The sequence below is a fragment of the Serinibacter salmoneus genome (genome assembly GCF_002563925.1).
GTDB classification, from domain to species: Bacteria; Actinomycetota; Actinomycetes; order Actinomycetales; family Beutenbergiaceae; genus Serinibacter; species Serinibacter salmoneus.
Window position 1 is genome coordinate 2,456,965 of sequence record NZ_PDJD01000001.1, and the last position, 15,149, is coordinate 2,472,113.

14 protein-coding genes and 1 tRNA gene are annotated in these 15,149 nt (G+C 72.8%); 3 read left to right on the plus strand and 12 right to left on the minus strand.

Annotated features, from left to right (window positions below; all coding sequences use genetic code 11):
* Nucleotides 1–27 precede the first annotated feature (27 nt).
* Together ATL40_RS11000 and ATL40_RS11005 are read left to right on the plus strand one after the other, a co-directional pair.
* Nucleotides 28–1,131, plus strand: coding sequence for an alpha/beta hydrolase (locus ATL40_RS11000; RefSeq protein WP_098469565.1), 1,104 nt, complete (start codon nt 28–30; stop codon nt 1,129–1,131).
* 46 nt (nt 1,132–1,177) lie between these two features.
* Nucleotides 1,178–2,281, plus strand: coding sequence for an alpha/beta hydrolase (locus ATL40_RS11005; RefSeq protein WP_098469566.1), 1,104 nt, complete (start codon nt 1,178–1,180; stop codon nt 2,279–2,281).
* A gap of 29 nt (nt 2,282–2,310) precedes the next feature.
* On the opposite strand, the gene ATL40_RS11010 is transcribed toward ATL40_RS11005, so the two are convergent.
* The 5 genes from ATL40_RS11010 to ATL40_RS11030 form a co-directional block, all read right to left on the minus strand.
* Nucleotides 2,311–3,384, minus strand: a complete 1,074-nt coding sequence (locus ATL40_RS11010) for a hypothetical protein (protein ID WP_098469567.1) — start codon at nt 3,382–3,384, stop codon at nt 2,311–2,313.
* A 61-nt stretch (nt 3,385–3,445) separates the two neighbouring features.
* Nucleotides 3,446–6,370, minus strand: coding sequence for an FAD-binding and (Fe-S)-binding domain-containing protein (locus ATL40_RS11015; protein WP_098469568.1), 2,925 nt, complete (start codon nt 6,368–6,370; stop codon nt 3,446–3,448).
* Nucleotides 6,371–6,439: 69 nt separating this feature from the next.
* A complete protein-coding gene (locus ATL40_RS11020; protein WP_098469569.1) occupies nt 6,440–7,009 on the minus strand; it encodes a hypothetical protein in 570 nt (189 codons plus the stop codon).
* A gap of 93 nt (nt 7,010–7,102) precedes the next feature.
* Entirely contained in the window at nt 7,103–8,641 is a 1,539-nt protein-coding gene (locus ATL40_RS11025; RefSeq protein WP_098469570.1) for a hypothetical protein, read from the minus strand.
* Nucleotides 8,642–8,749: 108 nt separating this feature from the next.
* Entirely contained in the window at nt 8,750–9,355 is a 606-nt protein-coding gene (locus ATL40_RS11030; RefSeq protein ID WP_098469571.1) for an RNA polymerase sigma factor, read from the minus strand.
* 138 nt (nt 9,356–9,493) lie between these two features.
* On the opposite strand from ATL40_RS11030, the gene ATL40_RS11035 reads away from it, so the two are divergent.
* Entirely contained in the window at nt 9,494–10,258 is a 765-nt protein-coding gene (locus ATL40_RS11035; protein ID WP_098469572.1) for a glutamine amidotransferase, read from the plus strand.
* A gap of 138 nt (nt 10,259–10,396) precedes the next feature.
* Here ATL40_RS11035 and ATL40_RS11040 read toward each other — a convergent pair whose 3' ends face one another.
* From ATL40_RS11040 to ATL40_RS11070, 7 genes are all read right to left on the minus strand, one after another.
* On the minus strand, nt 10,397–10,936 hold the full coding sequence (locus ATL40_RS11040) for a GNAT family N-acetyltransferase (protein WP_098469573.1): 540 nt from the start codon (nt 10,934–10,936) through the stop codon (nt 10,397–10,399).
* Nucleotides 10,933–11,226, minus strand: a complete 294-nt coding sequence (locus tag ATL40_RS11045; RefSeq protein ID WP_098469574.1) for a DUF2277 domain-containing protein — start codon at nt 11,224–11,226, stop codon at nt 10,933–10,935. The genes ATL40_RS11040 and ATL40_RS11045 overlap by 4 nt, the downstream gene beginning before the upstream one ends.
* A 152-nt stretch (nt 11,227–11,378) precedes the next feature.
* A tRNA-Thr gene (locus tag ATL40_RS11050) sits at nt 11,379–11,451 on the minus strand.
* Between the two features lie 93 nt (nt 11,452–11,544).
* A complete protein-coding gene (locus tag ATL40_RS11055; protein ID WP_098469575.1) occupies nt 11,545–12,210 on the minus strand; it encodes an SDR family oxidoreductase in 666 nt (221 codons plus the stop codon).
* A 206-nt stretch (nt 12,211–12,416) separates the two neighbouring features.
* Nucleotides 12,417–13,541, minus strand: coding sequence for a sugar kinase (locus tag ATL40_RS11060; protein WP_098469576.1), 1,125 nt, complete (start codon nt 13,539–13,541; stop codon nt 12,417–12,419).
* Between the two features lie 100 nt (nt 13,542–13,641).
* The gene (locus tag ATL40_RS11065; protein ID WP_098469577.1) at nt 13,642–14,283 is read right to left on the minus strand and encodes a bifunctional 4-hydroxy-2-oxoglutarate aldolase/2-dehydro-3-deoxy-phosphogluconate aldolase; all 642 of its coding nucleotides are present in this window, start codon (nt 14,281–14,283) and stop codon (nt 13,642–13,644) included.
* Between the two features lie 90 nt (nt 14,284–14,373).
* Nucleotides 14,374–15,123, minus strand: a complete 750-nt coding sequence (locus ATL40_RS11070; RefSeq protein ID WP_098469578.1) for an IclR family transcriptional regulator — start codon at nt 15,121–15,123, stop codon at nt 14,374–14,376.
* Between the last annotated feature and the right edge of the window lie 26 nt (nt 15,124–15,149).

Below are 15,149 nucleotides of genomic sequence, written 5' to 3' on the forward strand. Positions count from 1 at the left end.
GCGCCACCCTCCCCGCAGGATGAGGTGATGCGACGTCGTCCCGTGCTCCCCTCCACCCGCGTGACCGAGGTGTTCGACGGACTGCGGGCCGCCAACCAGGCATTCGCCCCCGATGAACTCCCGCCGCCGCCTCCGGTGGGTGCGTGGGCGCCGGACATTCTCGGGCGCGGTCACGAGGCCCGCACCATCCCCCTGGGCAGTGATGAGGAGGGCGAGGTCGCTGCCACCCTCGTGCACTACCGGCCCGATGCCGATCAGGACAGGACCGCCACCCCCGAGACCACCACCACCCTGCCCAGCCCCCGCTTCGTCGTCCTGTACCTGCACGGCTGGACCGACTACCTGCTCAACCACGAGATCGGCCCGTTCTGGGCCACCCAGGGCGGAGCCTTCTACGGCCTGGACCTGCGCAAGTACGGGCGCAGTCTGCGCGCGGGCCAGACCCCCGGCTACATCACCGACCTGGCCACCTACGACGAGGACATCGAGGCCGCCCTCGACCTCATTGCCGAGGACCACCCCGACCTCCCGATCGTGCTGATGGCCCACTCCACCGGAGGCCTCACCGCCACCCTGTGGTCGGCCCGCCACCCCGGACGCACCGCCGGACTCGTCCTGGTCGCCCCCTGGCTCGAGGTCCAGGGCGCCGCGCTCGTGCGCTCGCTGTCCACTCCGATCGTGCGGGAGATAGCCAGAGCGTTCCCACGTCGCGAGTTGCCCGGGATCGACCTCGGCTACTACCACCGCACCATCTCCGCCACCCGCGACGGCGAATGGGACCTCGTCCCCGCCTGGCGCCCCGAGCACAGTTTCCCCGCCACCTACGGCTGGCTCGCCGCCGTCCTGGAGGGGCACGGCGCGATCGCCGAGGGAATCCACGTCGCCGAGCCCGTGCTGGTGCTGCGCTCGGCCCGCACGCTGATCGGCGCGTCATGGCGCGAGGAGATGGCCGCCGCCGATATCGTGATCGAGGTCAACGTGATCGCCGAGCGGGCCCTCACCCTGGCCGAGTCCGTCTCGGTGGCCACTCTCGAGGGAGCGCTGCACGACGTCCTGCTCTCCCCGCGCCCGATCCGCGAGCGGGCCTATGAGCACATCGCCCGCTGGTCCCGGGCCCACCTCCCCCTCTGACCGCCCACGAGATGACACCGGGTGAACGGGGAGCGACGATAGGGGGATGCGACCCCGGATCCCCCTGCCCACCACGCATGTGAACCAGGTGATCGACGGCTTCCTCACGGCGCAGTTGGCCCGCGAAGCCGTGGAGTACCCGCCGCCGCCTCCGGTGGGTGCGTGGGCGCCGGACATCCTCGGGCGCGGTCACGAGGCCCGCACCATCCCCCTGGGCAGTGATGAGGAGGGCGAGGTCGCCGCCACCCTCGTGCGCTACCGGCCCGATGCCGATCAGGACAGGACCGCCACCCCCGAACCGCAGGCCACCCTGCCCACCCCCCGCTTCGTCGTCCTGTACCTGCACGGCTGGACCGACTACCTCCTCAACCACGAGATCGGCCCGTTCTGGGCCACCCAGGGCGGGGCCTTCTACGGCCTGGACCTGCGCAAGTACGGGCGCAGTCTGCGCGCAGGCCAGACCCCCGGCTACATCACCGACCTGGCCACCTACGACGAGGACATCGAGGCCGCCCTCGACCTCATTGCCGAGGACCACCCCGACCTCCCGATCGTGCTGATGGCCCACTCCACCGGAGGCCTCACCGCCACCCTGTGGTCGGCCCGCCACCCCGGACGCACCGCCGGACTCGTCCTGGTCGCCCCCTGGCTCGAGGTCCAGGGCGCCGCCCGGGTTCGTTCCCTCTCCGCTCCCGTGGTGCGGGAGGTGGCCCGTGCGTTCCCCACCCGACCGCTGCCGGGGATCGACCTGGGGTACTACCACCACACGATCTCCGCGAGCCGCGAGGGCGAATGGGACCTCGTCCCCGCCTGGCACCCCGAGAACGGGTTCCCTGCCACCTACGGTTGGCTCGCCGCCATCCTGCACGGACATTCCGCGATCGCCCATCGCAGGGTCCATGTCACCGAGCCCGTGCTGTTGGTGCGCTCGGCCCGCACCGTGTTCGCCCCCGCGTGGAAGGAGGAGATGGCCAGCGCCGACATCGTGGTCGATGTCGAGGTGATCGCAGAACGAGCGATCCGGATCGCGGACGAGGTGACGATCGCCACGGTCCCGGACGCGCTGCATGATGTGCTGCTCTCCCCGCGCCCGATCCGCGACCTCGCCTACCGACAGATCGCACGGTGGGCGAGCGCCTACCTCCCCTGATCCCGGCCCACGTCGCAGGGCCGCCCCCCTCAGGGGTGGGACTCGCCCATTCCGGCACGGCGTACGGCTCGGCGACGGCGCGGCCTGGAGCCACCCCTGCTCGGACCGATGGTCGCCTCCTCCAGCGCCTCGCCGAGGCACGGCCCGTCGGCGCCGAAGCGCCACGCGCGCCACCCATCGGCGACCACCCGCCCCGAGAGTTCTCGCGCTGCTTCGGTGGGATCGGTGAAGCTCCGTCCGCCACCGGTGATGGTGCCGTGCTGGGTGAGCTGGGCGCTGTAAGTGGCGCCGGCGGCGGTGCTCGGGTCGAGTACGAGGTGGGTGGGCCCGACGAGGTCCACCACGGCCTTGAGGTCGGCGCTGTCGGTCCGCACCGAGCGACCCCGGTGCGAGCGGCGACGCGCGGGAGCGGTCGGTTCCCCTCGATGGTTGGGTGACTCCGCGGCCTCGGTCGCAGGCTCACCGTCGAACGCGCTCGCCGGGAGCGGCTCGACACCACCGATCAATGCCACGTCGTGGGCGCCGTCGGCGGACTCCAGCAGGGCCGGGACCCGGCGAGTGCGCGCACCCCGCACGGGTTCGACCGCCACGAGCTGGTTCCCGTCGACGACCTGGGGACCCGCCTTGAGCACCGTCACCGTCGCGGGGTCGATGACCTCGACCGCATCGCGCACCTCGGGGTCGAGTTCGCCGGCAAGGATCACCAGTCCCGCGGCCGCCTCGCCGCGGGGCGGCAGGTGCTCACGGAACGCAGCCCAGTCCTCGCGCAGGGACTCGGCGCCGCCGGGGTGCCAGGAGGCGATCTCCCGCCAGGAGGCACCCCGCACCTTCGCCGAGGATGCCAGGGCTCCCACCAGCGCACGACTGTCCAGGCGCGGCAGGACCACGACCAGAACGGCGGATCCGAGGGAATCGAGCGCGACGAGGACTTCACCCAGGGGCTCCCCGGCGTCGTGCCAGGCGACCTCCAGGAGCGGGTCGTCGATCACGCGAAGTGCGCAGGCCTTGAGCCGACGGTCGAAATCGGCCGCCCACTCGCCGTAGGACCCGGGATCGGGCGCGACCTCGCGTACCTCGCGGCCATCGACTGAGAACAACGCCATAAGACCTGCTGCACCACCTAATACGAGATGAGGTGAACCCCTCGACCACGCCCCCGGGTGCCTATTCTGACACGAGTACCTCGGCAAGCGAACGGCCTCTCACGTGGGCCAGGTGCTCGGCCTGAGTGCGGCAGGAATAGCCGTCCGCGAGGTACACGGCGCCCGGCGGTGCCTCGCGCAGCGCCGGCAGTAGGGCGTTCTCCGCGACCGCCACACTCACGTCGTAGTGCCCCTTCTCCATCCCGAAGTTGCCCGCGAGTCCACAGCACCCGGCGAGTTGGGTCAGGGTGGCCCCGGTGCGGCGCAACAGGGCGATGTCCGCCTCGTACCCCATCACCGAGTAGTGGTGACAGTGTGGCTGCACCACGAGGGTGGTGCCCTTCAGCGAGGGTGGCTCCCAGTCCTGTCCCGGCCCCAACTCGGGGTGCAGGAGGAGTTCGGCGAGGGTCATCACCGCGCCCGCCACCTGCGCCGAACGCGGGTCCTCGGGCAGCAGTTCGGTCAGGTCTCCCCGCAGCACCGCCGTGCAGGAGGGCTCCACCCCGATGATCGGCACGCCTTTCGCGGCCGCCGGGCCGAGGATGTCCAGCACCCCGCGCAGGCGACGTCTGGCGCCGTCGAGTTGGCCGGTGGAGATCCACGTCAGCCCGCAGCACGCCTGCTGCTGCGGGATGCGCACCGTGTACCCGGCCTGCTCGAGCAGGCCCACCATTGCCTTCGCGCCAGTCGGGTCGAGGTTCTCGCTGAAGGAGTCGGCCCACAGGATCACGTCCCGGGTCCGCCTGCGGGCGCCAGTGCTCGACACCGCGACACCCCGACTCTCCTCGGCTCCCGACCGGGAACTGTCCGCCTGGGCTCGCCGGGGGAACCAGCGCGAGAAGCGCTCGGTGGCGAACGCCGTCATCTCCCGGCGCCCGTCCATCCCCAGCAGGGGGAACAACGCGCGGCGCAGCGGCGCCCAGCCCAGGACCGCGTTGGCGGTGCTCGCCACCGGCGGCAGCGCCGTCGTCAGCCTCGCCCATCGGGGCAGCCAGCCCAGCACGTAGTGCGGGATCGGCCGCAGTCTCCCCCGGTAGCGGCGGTAGGTGGCCTCGGCCTTGTAGGAGGCCATGTCCACGCCGGCGGGGCAGTCCCGGCCGCAGGCCTTGCAGCTCAGGCACAGGTCCAGGGACTCCTGCACCTCGGGGGCCGCCCACCCTTTCGCGAAGGTGCCCCGGGCGAGCTCCTGCAGCACCCGCGCGCGGCCGCGGGTCACGTGCGCCTCATCGCCCGTGGCCTGATAACTCGGGCACATGAACCCCCCGGCGCCGGAGTTGTCGGCGCGGCACTTGCCCACCCCCACGCACCGGTGCACGGCCGTGGTGAGGTCACCGCGGTCGTGGGCGAGCGCGAGGCCCGTGGCTCCCAGGGTGATCGCCTGCGGCCGCCGCAGGTTCTCGGTGATCGCATCGGGGCGGACCAGGACACCGGGGTTGAGGTGGTCGCGGGGGTCGAAGAGGCCCTTGACCTGCTCGAACAGGGAGAGCGCCTCGGGTGAGTACATGTGCGGCAGCAGCCCGGAGCGGGCGCGCCCGTCGCCGTGCTCCCCGGACAGCGAGCCGCCGTACTTGCCCACCAGGGCCGCGGCGTCGTTCATGAAGCCCTCGAAGGTGGGCACATCGCTCGCCCGCTCCAGCGGCACGTCGATGCGCACGTGGATGCAGCCGTCGCCGAAGTGCCCGTACGGCAGGCCGTCCACGCCGTAGGTGGCCATGAGCGCGTCGAAGTCGCGCAGGTAGGCGCCGAGGTGCTCCGGCGGCACCGCGGAGTCCTCCCAACCGGGCCAGGCGGGGTTGCCGGCCGGGGTGCGCCCCGCCAGCCCCACGCCGTCGGCCCGGATCCGCCACAGCGCCGCCGACTGCGCGGCGTCGGTGACGATCATGGAGTCCACGCAGTCCGCGGCCGCGACCAGCGCGCGGGCGTTGGCCATCGCCTCGGCCTCGTCCCGCCCGCCGACCTCGCAGAACAGCCATCCCGCGCCGCGTGGCAGGTCCGGCACGCTGCCGACGGCGCGCCGCACCACGTCCACCAGGCGCGCGTCCATCCCCTCGATCGCCAGCGGCTTCAGGGCGGCCAGCGGCACGACGGCGTCGGCCGCGCTGGGCATATCGGCGTAGCCGAGCACCACCAGCACCGGGGCGGTGGGCAGCGGCTGCAGCTCGACGGTGGCCTCGAGCAGGGTGACCAGGGTGCCCTCGGTGCCGACCAGCATGCGGGCCAGGTTGCGGCCGTGTTCGGGCAGCAGGTGCTCCAGGGAGTACCCGGAGACCTGCCGGGTGAACCGGCCGAGTTCGGTGCGGATCGTGGCGAGGTTGGCCGAGACGAGGCGCTCCAGCCCGTCCACGCGGGACAACGAATCCAGCCCGGCGCCGGCGGTGAAGACCCGGCCCGTGCCGTCGACCGCGTCCAGGCTGCGCACGTTGTCGGCGGTGCGTCCGTACGCGAGGGCATGCGGGCCGCAGGCGTTGTTGCCGATCATCCCGCCGAGGGTGGCGCGGTTCTTGGTGGAGGGGTCCGGGCCGAACCAGAGGCCGTGCGGGGCGGCGGCCTTCTGCAGGCTCGACATCACGACCCCCGGCTGCACCACGGCGGTGCGCTGCGTCGGGTCGATCTCGCCGATGGCGTTCATGTGCCGGGAGAAGTCCAGGACCACCCCGGGCCCGACGGCGTTACCCGCCACGCTGGTGCCCGCCCCTCGCGCGGTGACGGGCGCGCCGTGCTCGCGGGCGACCTCCAGGGTGGCGAGCACCTCCTCACGGTCACGAGGGAAGGTCACCACCTGCGGCGGCACACGGTAATTGGAGGCGTCGGAGGAATACTCGGCGCGGCGCCTGGGGGAGGCATCCGCGGTGGTGACGGCCGCGAGGGCCCGCAGCAACTCGGGGGCGGGGACGGTTTCCTGCGGCGGGCGAGCCCCGCCGTCGGTCCCGGTGGTCAGGGAGGTCACCCTCCCGAGTCTGTCACGCGCAGCGGCGCCGCCCCCGGGACGTCCGGGATGCGGCGGTTCGGCTGCGACTCAGTCGCCCTCAGGCACCCACGCCACGGACACCGGGTCCGATGCTGCGGGGAGCATCACGACCCCCAGGTCACCGATCGTGACCTCGTGCTCGACACTCGAATCCACGCCGCCCACGTCGGAGACCGTCGTGGTGGTGGGCGTGTAGTCCAAGGTGCACACCGCTCCGCCTGTCTCCACGAGGGTCACCTCGAGGGTGCCGGCCGCGGATTCCTGGACGGACTGCGCGACCAAGGGGCAGGAACTCGAACCGAAGGTGATGACATACAGTTCCGAACCGTCGGCGGACCAGGCCGCTCCGGCGGGCGAGGACTCGGGCCCCTCGGCGACCCCGGCCGGCAGGCCCCGGGAGTAGGTGTCGTCCGTCGTCGCCTCGCCGACTGCCCCGGTGGAGCCGTCACCGTCCGTCACGCCGTCGTCCTCGGCGTCCGCGGTCGTCGCCTCCTCGGTGGGGACCGGGGACGCGGTCGACTCGGCGGAGCGTCCGCCGTCGGGCGGGGTGCAGGCGACGAGCAACACGGGCAGGATCGCTGCCGCGGCAAGTCCCCGCAGTGCGGGTGTGGTGCGCATGAGTGCCTCCTTTGCGGGCCCGGTCAGGCTATCAACTCGATCTCGGCGCCAGTGGTGGGACGCCACCGACGCGCGAGAAGGGCATGCGGTCGGTCAGGGCGCCATGTCGAGTGCACTGTCCGCGAGGGCCAGCACGGTCCACGTCCCGCCGTCCTCGCTCGTCAACTCGTAGGCAGGGACCAGCACGACGGCACCCCCCTCGGTCCACACCGTGGTCAGGGTGAGGTCAGCGGCGACGAGCTCCACCACCTCCACGGGCCACGGCAGGGGTGCACCCGGCACCGGGGTCGCGGGGGGCGCGGTCGGTGGCGTCCACCCCGGCGGTGCCGGGAGGGCTTCGACGCCCTCTCGCGGCACCGGCGTGGCGAGAGGAAGATCCTCGCGCGCAGCCTCGGAGTCAGCGGGTCCGGATCCTGCGGGCGCGGAACCGGCGAACTCCCCCTCGAGCCCGAGGCCGGAGGCGGCCAGTGGCATCACGGGGTAGGCGAGTGCTCCGAAGGCCGGGTCGGAGAGCCGATCGGCCGCCTCCTGCGCACTGACCACGGGGTACTCGCCGAGTTCCGTCAGGGGCGCCATCGGCCCGGAGAAGGAGGCGATGCCTCCGGAGCTCAGTTCGAGGTAGTACGCCAGGGAGGTCGGCACGCCCTCTATCAGCACCGCCGCGGTGGCGGTGGTGATCCCGACCTCCGGGAGCGACTGGGCCTCGATCTCCAGCTCCGCGACCACACCGAGGTCGGCGAGCAGCACCTCCAGGGCGGCGATTGCCTCCTGTTGTGGAGGCGCCTGCAGATCCTCGCAGTCCACCCCCGCCGCGGCGAGACCCTCGGTGTGCAGTTCGTCGTTCCCACAGTTCCATGGAGAGATCGCGGCGCTGGAGTAGCTGAGCGTGAGTGCGCCGTCCAGGGTGACCGACAGGGACGGAGCGAGCGCCGTGCGGCCCTCGACCCACCAGGCGCCGTCCTTCAGCTGCGCATCCCCGGCCAGGCCGAACACGTCGGCGGCACGAGCCGCCACGTCCCGAGCGGGTTCGGCGTTGGGGTCCAGGGCGTAGCCCGCGGCCTGCCCCGTGCCGGCCCCCAGCCCGGAGGCGATGAAGGTGGTACGGCCCGGCCCGGCCGGGTACAGCGCGGAGTCAGCGGGCGCGGAGGCGGACTCGGGGACGCTCTGTGCGAGAGGATCGTGCCCCGACAAGGCAGCCGCTTCGGACTCGTCCGCGGCGAGGCCTTCCGGCGCGGAGTCCTCGGCGGACTCCTCACTGGATCCCTCCGCGGACTCCGGCGCTCCGGTTGAATCCGCGGCGTGGCTCCCGCCACCGTGGAAGACTCCGGTGGCACCCGCGGCATAGCCGCCGACGCCGATGATCGCGGCAGCGGCGGCGCCTGCCAGCACGGAGGGCCAGCGCCGGCTGCGGCGACGAGCCTCGAGGTCGACAGCGGCCGGCGGCGCCGAACCGCCCGTGCCCTGGTCGGCACCACCTGCCGCGCCCTGCCTCGAGCCGACGGCCCGAGCGATGATCTGCGCGGCCAGGTCCTCGCGCGGCTCGCGCTCGGCCGCGGGGTCGGCAGCCCGCAGCCGCGCAAGGGCCTCCTGCGCGCTCGGGGACGGACCAGTGCGGTCGTCATCGCCGGACATGGCACCTCCCAGTGCGTCGTGTTCCTGCCCTCACCATGTCTCGCAGCGGCGCGTTCTTGCACACCAGCGAGCACGAGAGGCTCCCTCCTGCGGGCAAGGTCGGGGGCCTCATCCCGTCGCCTGGTCCCCCCACGCCTCGCGCAACCGGGAGCGGGCACGGGAGAGTGCCGCATCCGCGCCGCCACGGGAGATCCCGAGCACCTGCGCGAGCTCCGCACCGCCGAGGCCCTCCCAGGCGTGCAGAGCCAGGATCGTGCGATCGCGTTCGGACAAGCGCCCCAGTGCGCGGCGCACCTCGTCGTCCGCGACGGCCGCGAGAGCCGGATCCGCCAGGTGAGCGACGTCGTCGTCCTCGGGCACCTCCGCCACCGGCAGCGCGCGGGCCTTGCGCCGATGGTTCGCCAGCACGTACCCGGCCGTGGTGTAGAGCCACGGAAGCGGGGAACGGTCCCGGGGCACATCGGCGCGACGCCGCCAGGCGGTCAGCAACACCTCGGAGGCGAGGTCCTCGGCGTCCTGGGGCGCTGTCCGCCGAGCGAAGTAGCGCACGAGCGGTGTGAGATTCTCCCGCGTGAGTCCCGTGAACCACACGGCCTCACCCTCCGTGCTCGTCCGGGGTGCCTCGGCGTCGGTGGGGTCGGCCCCGGGTCGTACAGCCGGGCCGGTTGCGGGCACGCGAAAGGCCACGACGTCGCCCGGCGTCGGTTCCGACATCCCCTCGCTCCTTCGTTGCCTGATCCGACTATGTCCCACCGCCGCCGCTTCTTGCAGCGGTGAGCGAAGTCGTCGCCGAACTGAGACCTGCGGCGCGCGAGGTGCCCCGATCACCTCGGATGCGGTTGACTGTCCCCCATGCACGAGGACACGGGGGTTGGGCCCACGGCCCAGCACCGTCCGTTCGTGCTGCTCGCCTCACGATCCGAGCAGCCCGTGGCGGACGAGGAGTACGAGGCGTTCTGCCGATTCATGGAACTGCCGGCCGAGCGCCTGTGGCGCATCCGCCTGGACCAGCGGCCGATGCCCGCGATCGACCTGGACACCGTGGCCGGAATCGTGGTCGCCGGGAGCCCGTTCACCTCCTCCGACCCCCCGGAGAGCAAGTCCGAGGTGCAAAAGCGTGTGGAGCGCGAGATCGGCGCGCTGCTGATGGACGTGTGCGAGCGGGACATCCCGTTCCTCGGGGCCTGCTACGGCGTGGGCACGCTCGGCGTGCACCTGGGCGGCGTGGTCGACACCACGTACGGGGAGCCCGTGGGTGCGGTGCCGGTCGCGCTGAACGCCGCTGGGCTGAGCGACCCGTTGCTCGAGGGCCTTCCCCCGGTGTTCGACGCGTATGTGGGACACAAGGAGGCGCTGCGCGCCGCACCGCCGGGGACCACGCTGCTGGCCTCCTCCCCTGGCGCCCCCGTGCAGATGCTCCGGTACCGGCGCAACGTCTACGCCACGCAGTTCCACCCGGAGCTCGACGCCCCGGGCATCGTCTCGCGCCTGCGCGCCTACCGGGACAAGGGGTACTACGACCCCGCCGAGATCGACGCCGTCATCGCGCGCGTGGAGTCGGCCGATGTGACCGCCTCGGCCGGGGTGCTGCGCAACTTCGCCCGCATCTACGGCTGACCCACCACCGCGAGGTGGTTCTGCAGCCACCGCGAGGTGGTTCTGCAGCCACCGCGAGGTGGTTCTGCAGCCACCGCGAGGTGGTTCTGCAGCCACCGCGAGGTGGTTCTGCAGAACCACCTCGCGGGTGCATGGGGGTCAGGGGTTCTCGAGGAGCGCGAGCGCGGCGATCGGCGGCGTCGGGTCGGTCCGCAGACGCGCGTGCAGCTCGACGTCGAACCGCTCCTCGCCGTAGCGCAGCTTCTCCCGCTCCAGCCCCTCCACGGGGAATCCCGCTCGGCGGGCGACGGCGCACGAGGCCGGGTTGTTCGTGCGGTGCCCGAGTTCCACCCGGTACAGATCGCGCTCGAACGCCCACTGCGCAGCGCCCGCGAGCGCCCGTGCCGCCAGGCCTCGGCCACGGGCCCTTGGCACCGTCCAGTAGGAGGCCCAGCACGTGCCGTGGCGGCGCTCGATCGCGGACAGCGAGACGTTCCCGACCACCTCCTCCTCCCACACGATGGCCCAGTGCCGCGCCCTCTCATCGCTGCGCAACGCCTCATCGATGAACCGCTTGGCCAGCAGCGGTGTGGACAGATCGCTCTCCCCCACCTGCACGTGCAGATCACTCGCCTGCAGCATCACGGCGCTCAGCACGAACGCGTCGTCCGCGTGCCAGGGGCGTAGCGCTGCCCTCACGTGCCCTGGGGCGCCTGTCGCGCCTGGCGTGCGGCGATCCTCGCCTGCACCTCCGGGCGGCGCAGCGGCGGGAGGATCTTGGCCGGCTGCTGCCGCTCCGGCAGATCCGCGAGCAGTCGGCGAGTGACCGCGGCGACCTCCGCTACCGCGGCCTCGAACGCCTCGGACGTGCGGGCGCTGGGATGCGTGATCCCGGAGACCTTGCGCACGTACTGGCGCGCGGCCGCCTCGATCTCGTCCTCGGTGGCGGGCGGCTCGAGTCCTCGCAGGAGCGTCACGTTGCGGCACATGCCTGCGAGCGTGCTCGCGCACAGCCCAGGTCGTCAAGGGTGTTTCCGTTGCGCACGCTGGTTGTCGCATCAACGGCGCAGACCTCCGACGCCTCAGCGCCGCGGAGAGCCACGAAGGCCCGGAACCCCCTGGGTTCCGGGCCTTCTGCGTGAGCCGCCTGCGGGAATCGAACCCGCGACCTATTCATTACGAGTGAATCGCTCTGCCGACTGAGCTAAGGCGGCGACGCGGCCCGAGGGTCGCCCGGGCAGCGGCGACCACTGTACCCGAGCGCGCACGCTGGCCCAAACCGGCGATCGCGCCCCTCCCGCCCCGCCTCAGGCTCCGGCGGCCTGCGCCACGGCGCGCGCCACCGGCACGTCCCCGCCCACGAGGGTCCACTGCTTGCCGATCGACCCGCGCGAGGCGAGCACCTCGGCGATGACGGCGGCGACGTCGGCCCGCGGCACCTGCCCGCGGGGCAGTTCGGGCGCGAGCGCCACCCGCCCCGTGCCCGGCTCGTCGGTCAGCCCACCGGGCCGGATGATGGTCCAGTCCAGGTCGCTGGCGCGCACGGCGGCGTCGGAGTCGCGCTTGGCGGCCACGTAGGCCGCCCACACCTCCCCCACGTCAGGCGGCAGCGGGTCGTCCACGCCGATCGCGGAGACCTGCACGTACCGGCGCACCCCGGCGGCGCGGCTCCCGGCCACCGACTTCAGCGCACCCTGCAGGTCCACCGTGCGCTTGCGCTCGATGTTCCCGTCCGGCCCGCCGCCGGCCGCGAACACGACCGCGTCCACGCCGTCGAACGCCGCGGCGAAGGCCTCCTCGCCGGAGGTCTCGATGTCCAGCATCCGGGGCTCCACTCCGGGGCCGCGCAACTCGGCGGCCTGCGCCTCGCGGCGGACCAGCGGGACCACGGTGTGGCCCTCGCGGGTCAGGATCGGGGTGAGGAGGCGGGCGATCTGGCCCGCCCCGCCGACAATGGCGATCGTCGAAGTCATCCTTCATTGTGTGCACGACGGCGGCGCGCACCCAAGGGGTCTGGCTCAGCCGGCGGGGCACTCACCTCCCGCCGACTGCCCCCGCCTCGTCTGCCCCGCACGACACAGGGCCCGCACGACACAGGGCCCGCACGACACAGGGCCCGCACCACCGGACGAGGGGTGCGGGCCCTGTGAGTCGTGAGGACTCGGCGGCTGGTCGGGACTCAGCGGTCCACGCGCGCCGATCCGCCGCCGGCGAGCTTGAGCACCTCGGCCTTGGTGACCATGGTGGTGTCACCGGGGGTGGTCATCGCCAGCGCGCCGTGCGCGGCGCCGTAGTCCACCGCGGTCTGCAGGCTCTGGCCGTCCAGCAGCCCGAAGATGAGACCGGAGGCGAAGGAGTCGCCGCCGCCCACGCGGTCCATGATCTCCAGCCCGGGGCGGTGCACGGACTCCACCACGCCGGTGGCCGGGGACCACGCGAGCGCGCCCCAGTCGTTGACCGTGGCGGTCTTCACGCCGCGCATCGTGGTGCCGATCGCCTTGAAGTTCGGGAACGCGGCGGCGGCCGTCTCGATCATCTTCTTGAAGGAGTCCGTCTCGAGCTCGGCGAGGTTCTCGTCCACGCCCTCCACCTCGAACCCGAGGGAGGCGGTGAAGTCCTCCTCGTTGCCGATCATCACGTCGATGTAGGGCGCGATGGCGCGGTTGACCTCCTGGGCCTTGGCCTGGCCGCCGATGGACTTCCACAGCGACGGGCGGTAGTTGAGGTCGTAGGAGATCACGGTGCCGTGCTTCTTGGCGGCCTTGACGGCGGCGATCACCGTGTCCGCCGAGACCTCCGAGAGCGCCGCGAAGATGCCCCCGGTGTGCAGCCAGCGGGCGCCGTACTCCCCGAACAGCCGGTCCCAGTCCACGTCCTCGGCGCGCAGCTGCGAGGCGGCGGTGATGCCGCGGTCGGAGACGCCCACGGCGCCACGGACCCCGAAGCCGCGCTCGGTGAAGTTCAGGCCGTTGCGCACGGTGCGGCCGATGCCGTCGTAGGGCATCCAGTGGATGAACTCGGTGTCCAGCCCACCCTGGAAGATGAAGTCCTCCACGAGGTGACCGATCTCGTTGTCGGCCAGGGCGGTCACGATGGCGCCCCGCAGGCCGAAGGCGCGGCGCAGGCCACGGGCCACGTTGTACTCGCCGCCGCCCTCCCAGGCGCGGAAGCTGCGGGCGGTGCGGATGCGGCCCTCGCCCGGGTCCAGGCGCAGCATCACCTCACCGAGCGAGACGACGTCGTAGCGGCACTCGGAGGCGGGGCGCAGGTTCAGCGCGGCGACCTCGGCGGGAAGGGTGGTCATGGGGTCTCCATTCGGGTGGGACGGCGGTGTCGGATGCGGTGCGGGGCGCGCGACGGCGCCCGGTGGGCCGGGCGCATCGGCGCGCCCGACCGGGACGTGCTCAGACGCTCGGGCGCAGCTTCTCCGCGAGGGCGACGGCCTCGCTAACCAGGTCCGTGACGGCCTGGAACTCGTGCGCGGCGACGAGCTTCTGCGGCACCATCCAGGACCCGCCGACCGCCTTGACGGCGGGGATGTCGAGGTAGTCCTGCAGGTTCGCCGGGCTAACGCCACCGGTGGGCACGAAGGAGAGTCCGCCGAAGACCGCGGCGAAGCCCTTGATGGCCGGGGCGCCACCGGAGGTCCCGGCGGGGAAGAACTTCACGGTGGACAGGCCGAGCTCGAGGGCCGCCTGGATCTCGGTGGCGGTCACGGTGCCGGGCAGGGCGAGCACGCCGCGCTCGTGGCAGCGCTCGACGACCGCGCGGGACAGGCCCGGCGAGACCACGTAGCGGGCCCCGGCGTCCACCGCCTTGTCGACCTGCGCGGGGGTGAGCACGGTGCCGGCACCGATGAGGATGTCGCCGCGGTCGGCCATGCGGCGGATCGCCTCGGGGGCGGCTGCGGTGCGGAAGGTGACCTCGGCGACCGGAAGGCCGCCGTCGACAAGGGCGCCGGCCAGACCGTCGGCGTCGGCCGCGTCGTCGAGCACCACCACGGGGACCAGTCGCGCCTGTGCGAGCTGGGTGAGGACGTCGGACATCGTTCTCCTTCGTTGCGTTTCGCTGCGCGGAACGCTCGTTTCGTTGTGTGAATATTCTGCCACATCGGGCGGCAGAACGGAAGACCCGGCTCAGTCCCCCGCGATACTCAAGCCGGGCGGCAGCAGCCCCGGCAGGATCCGCCGCATGGCGGCGACGACGCGGGGCGCCCCCTCGCCCTCCAGCCGATCCCGTGGGGCGGTGACGCTGACCGCGGCGATCGGGCTTCCGGCGCGCTCCAGAGCCATCGCGACGCACGCGATGCCTGGCTCGTTCTCCTCCCATTCCCCGGCCCATCCGCGCTCACGCGCGGCGGCGAGCGCCGCCGTGACCGCGTCGGCGCGCTCGGGCATGCCCGCCACGTACGGGGCGAGGGCGGAGTCCTCGTGCACCCGCCGAGCCAGCAGCGCCCGACCCAGCGCCGTGGTCGCGGCCGGCATCCGGCGCCCCACCGCGGAGAAGACGCGCACGGGGCGCTCCGGCTCCACCTTGTCGAGGTAGACGATCTGCCCCCCGGCGAGCACTCCGAGGTGCACGAGTTCGTCCACCTCGCCGGACAGCGCCACCAACGCCGGGTGCACGGCGGCCGCGAGATGCTCCTCGGCGTAGTAGCCGTCCCCGAGGGTCACGGCCGCCGCACCGAGGAGGTAGTGGCCCCCGCTGTCCTGGGAGGCGAAGTCCCGCAAGCGCAGGGCGGCCAGCGCGCGGTGCGCCGTGGACTTGTTCACCCCGAGGCGTTCCGCGATCTGCGCCAGGGTGAGGCCGGACGGGCCCGCGGCGGCGAGCTCGGTCAGCACCAGCAGGGCACGGTCGATGGCCTCGACGGGCGGCTTCTCAGTCACGACACCACACTGCCAGGCCCTCGGGC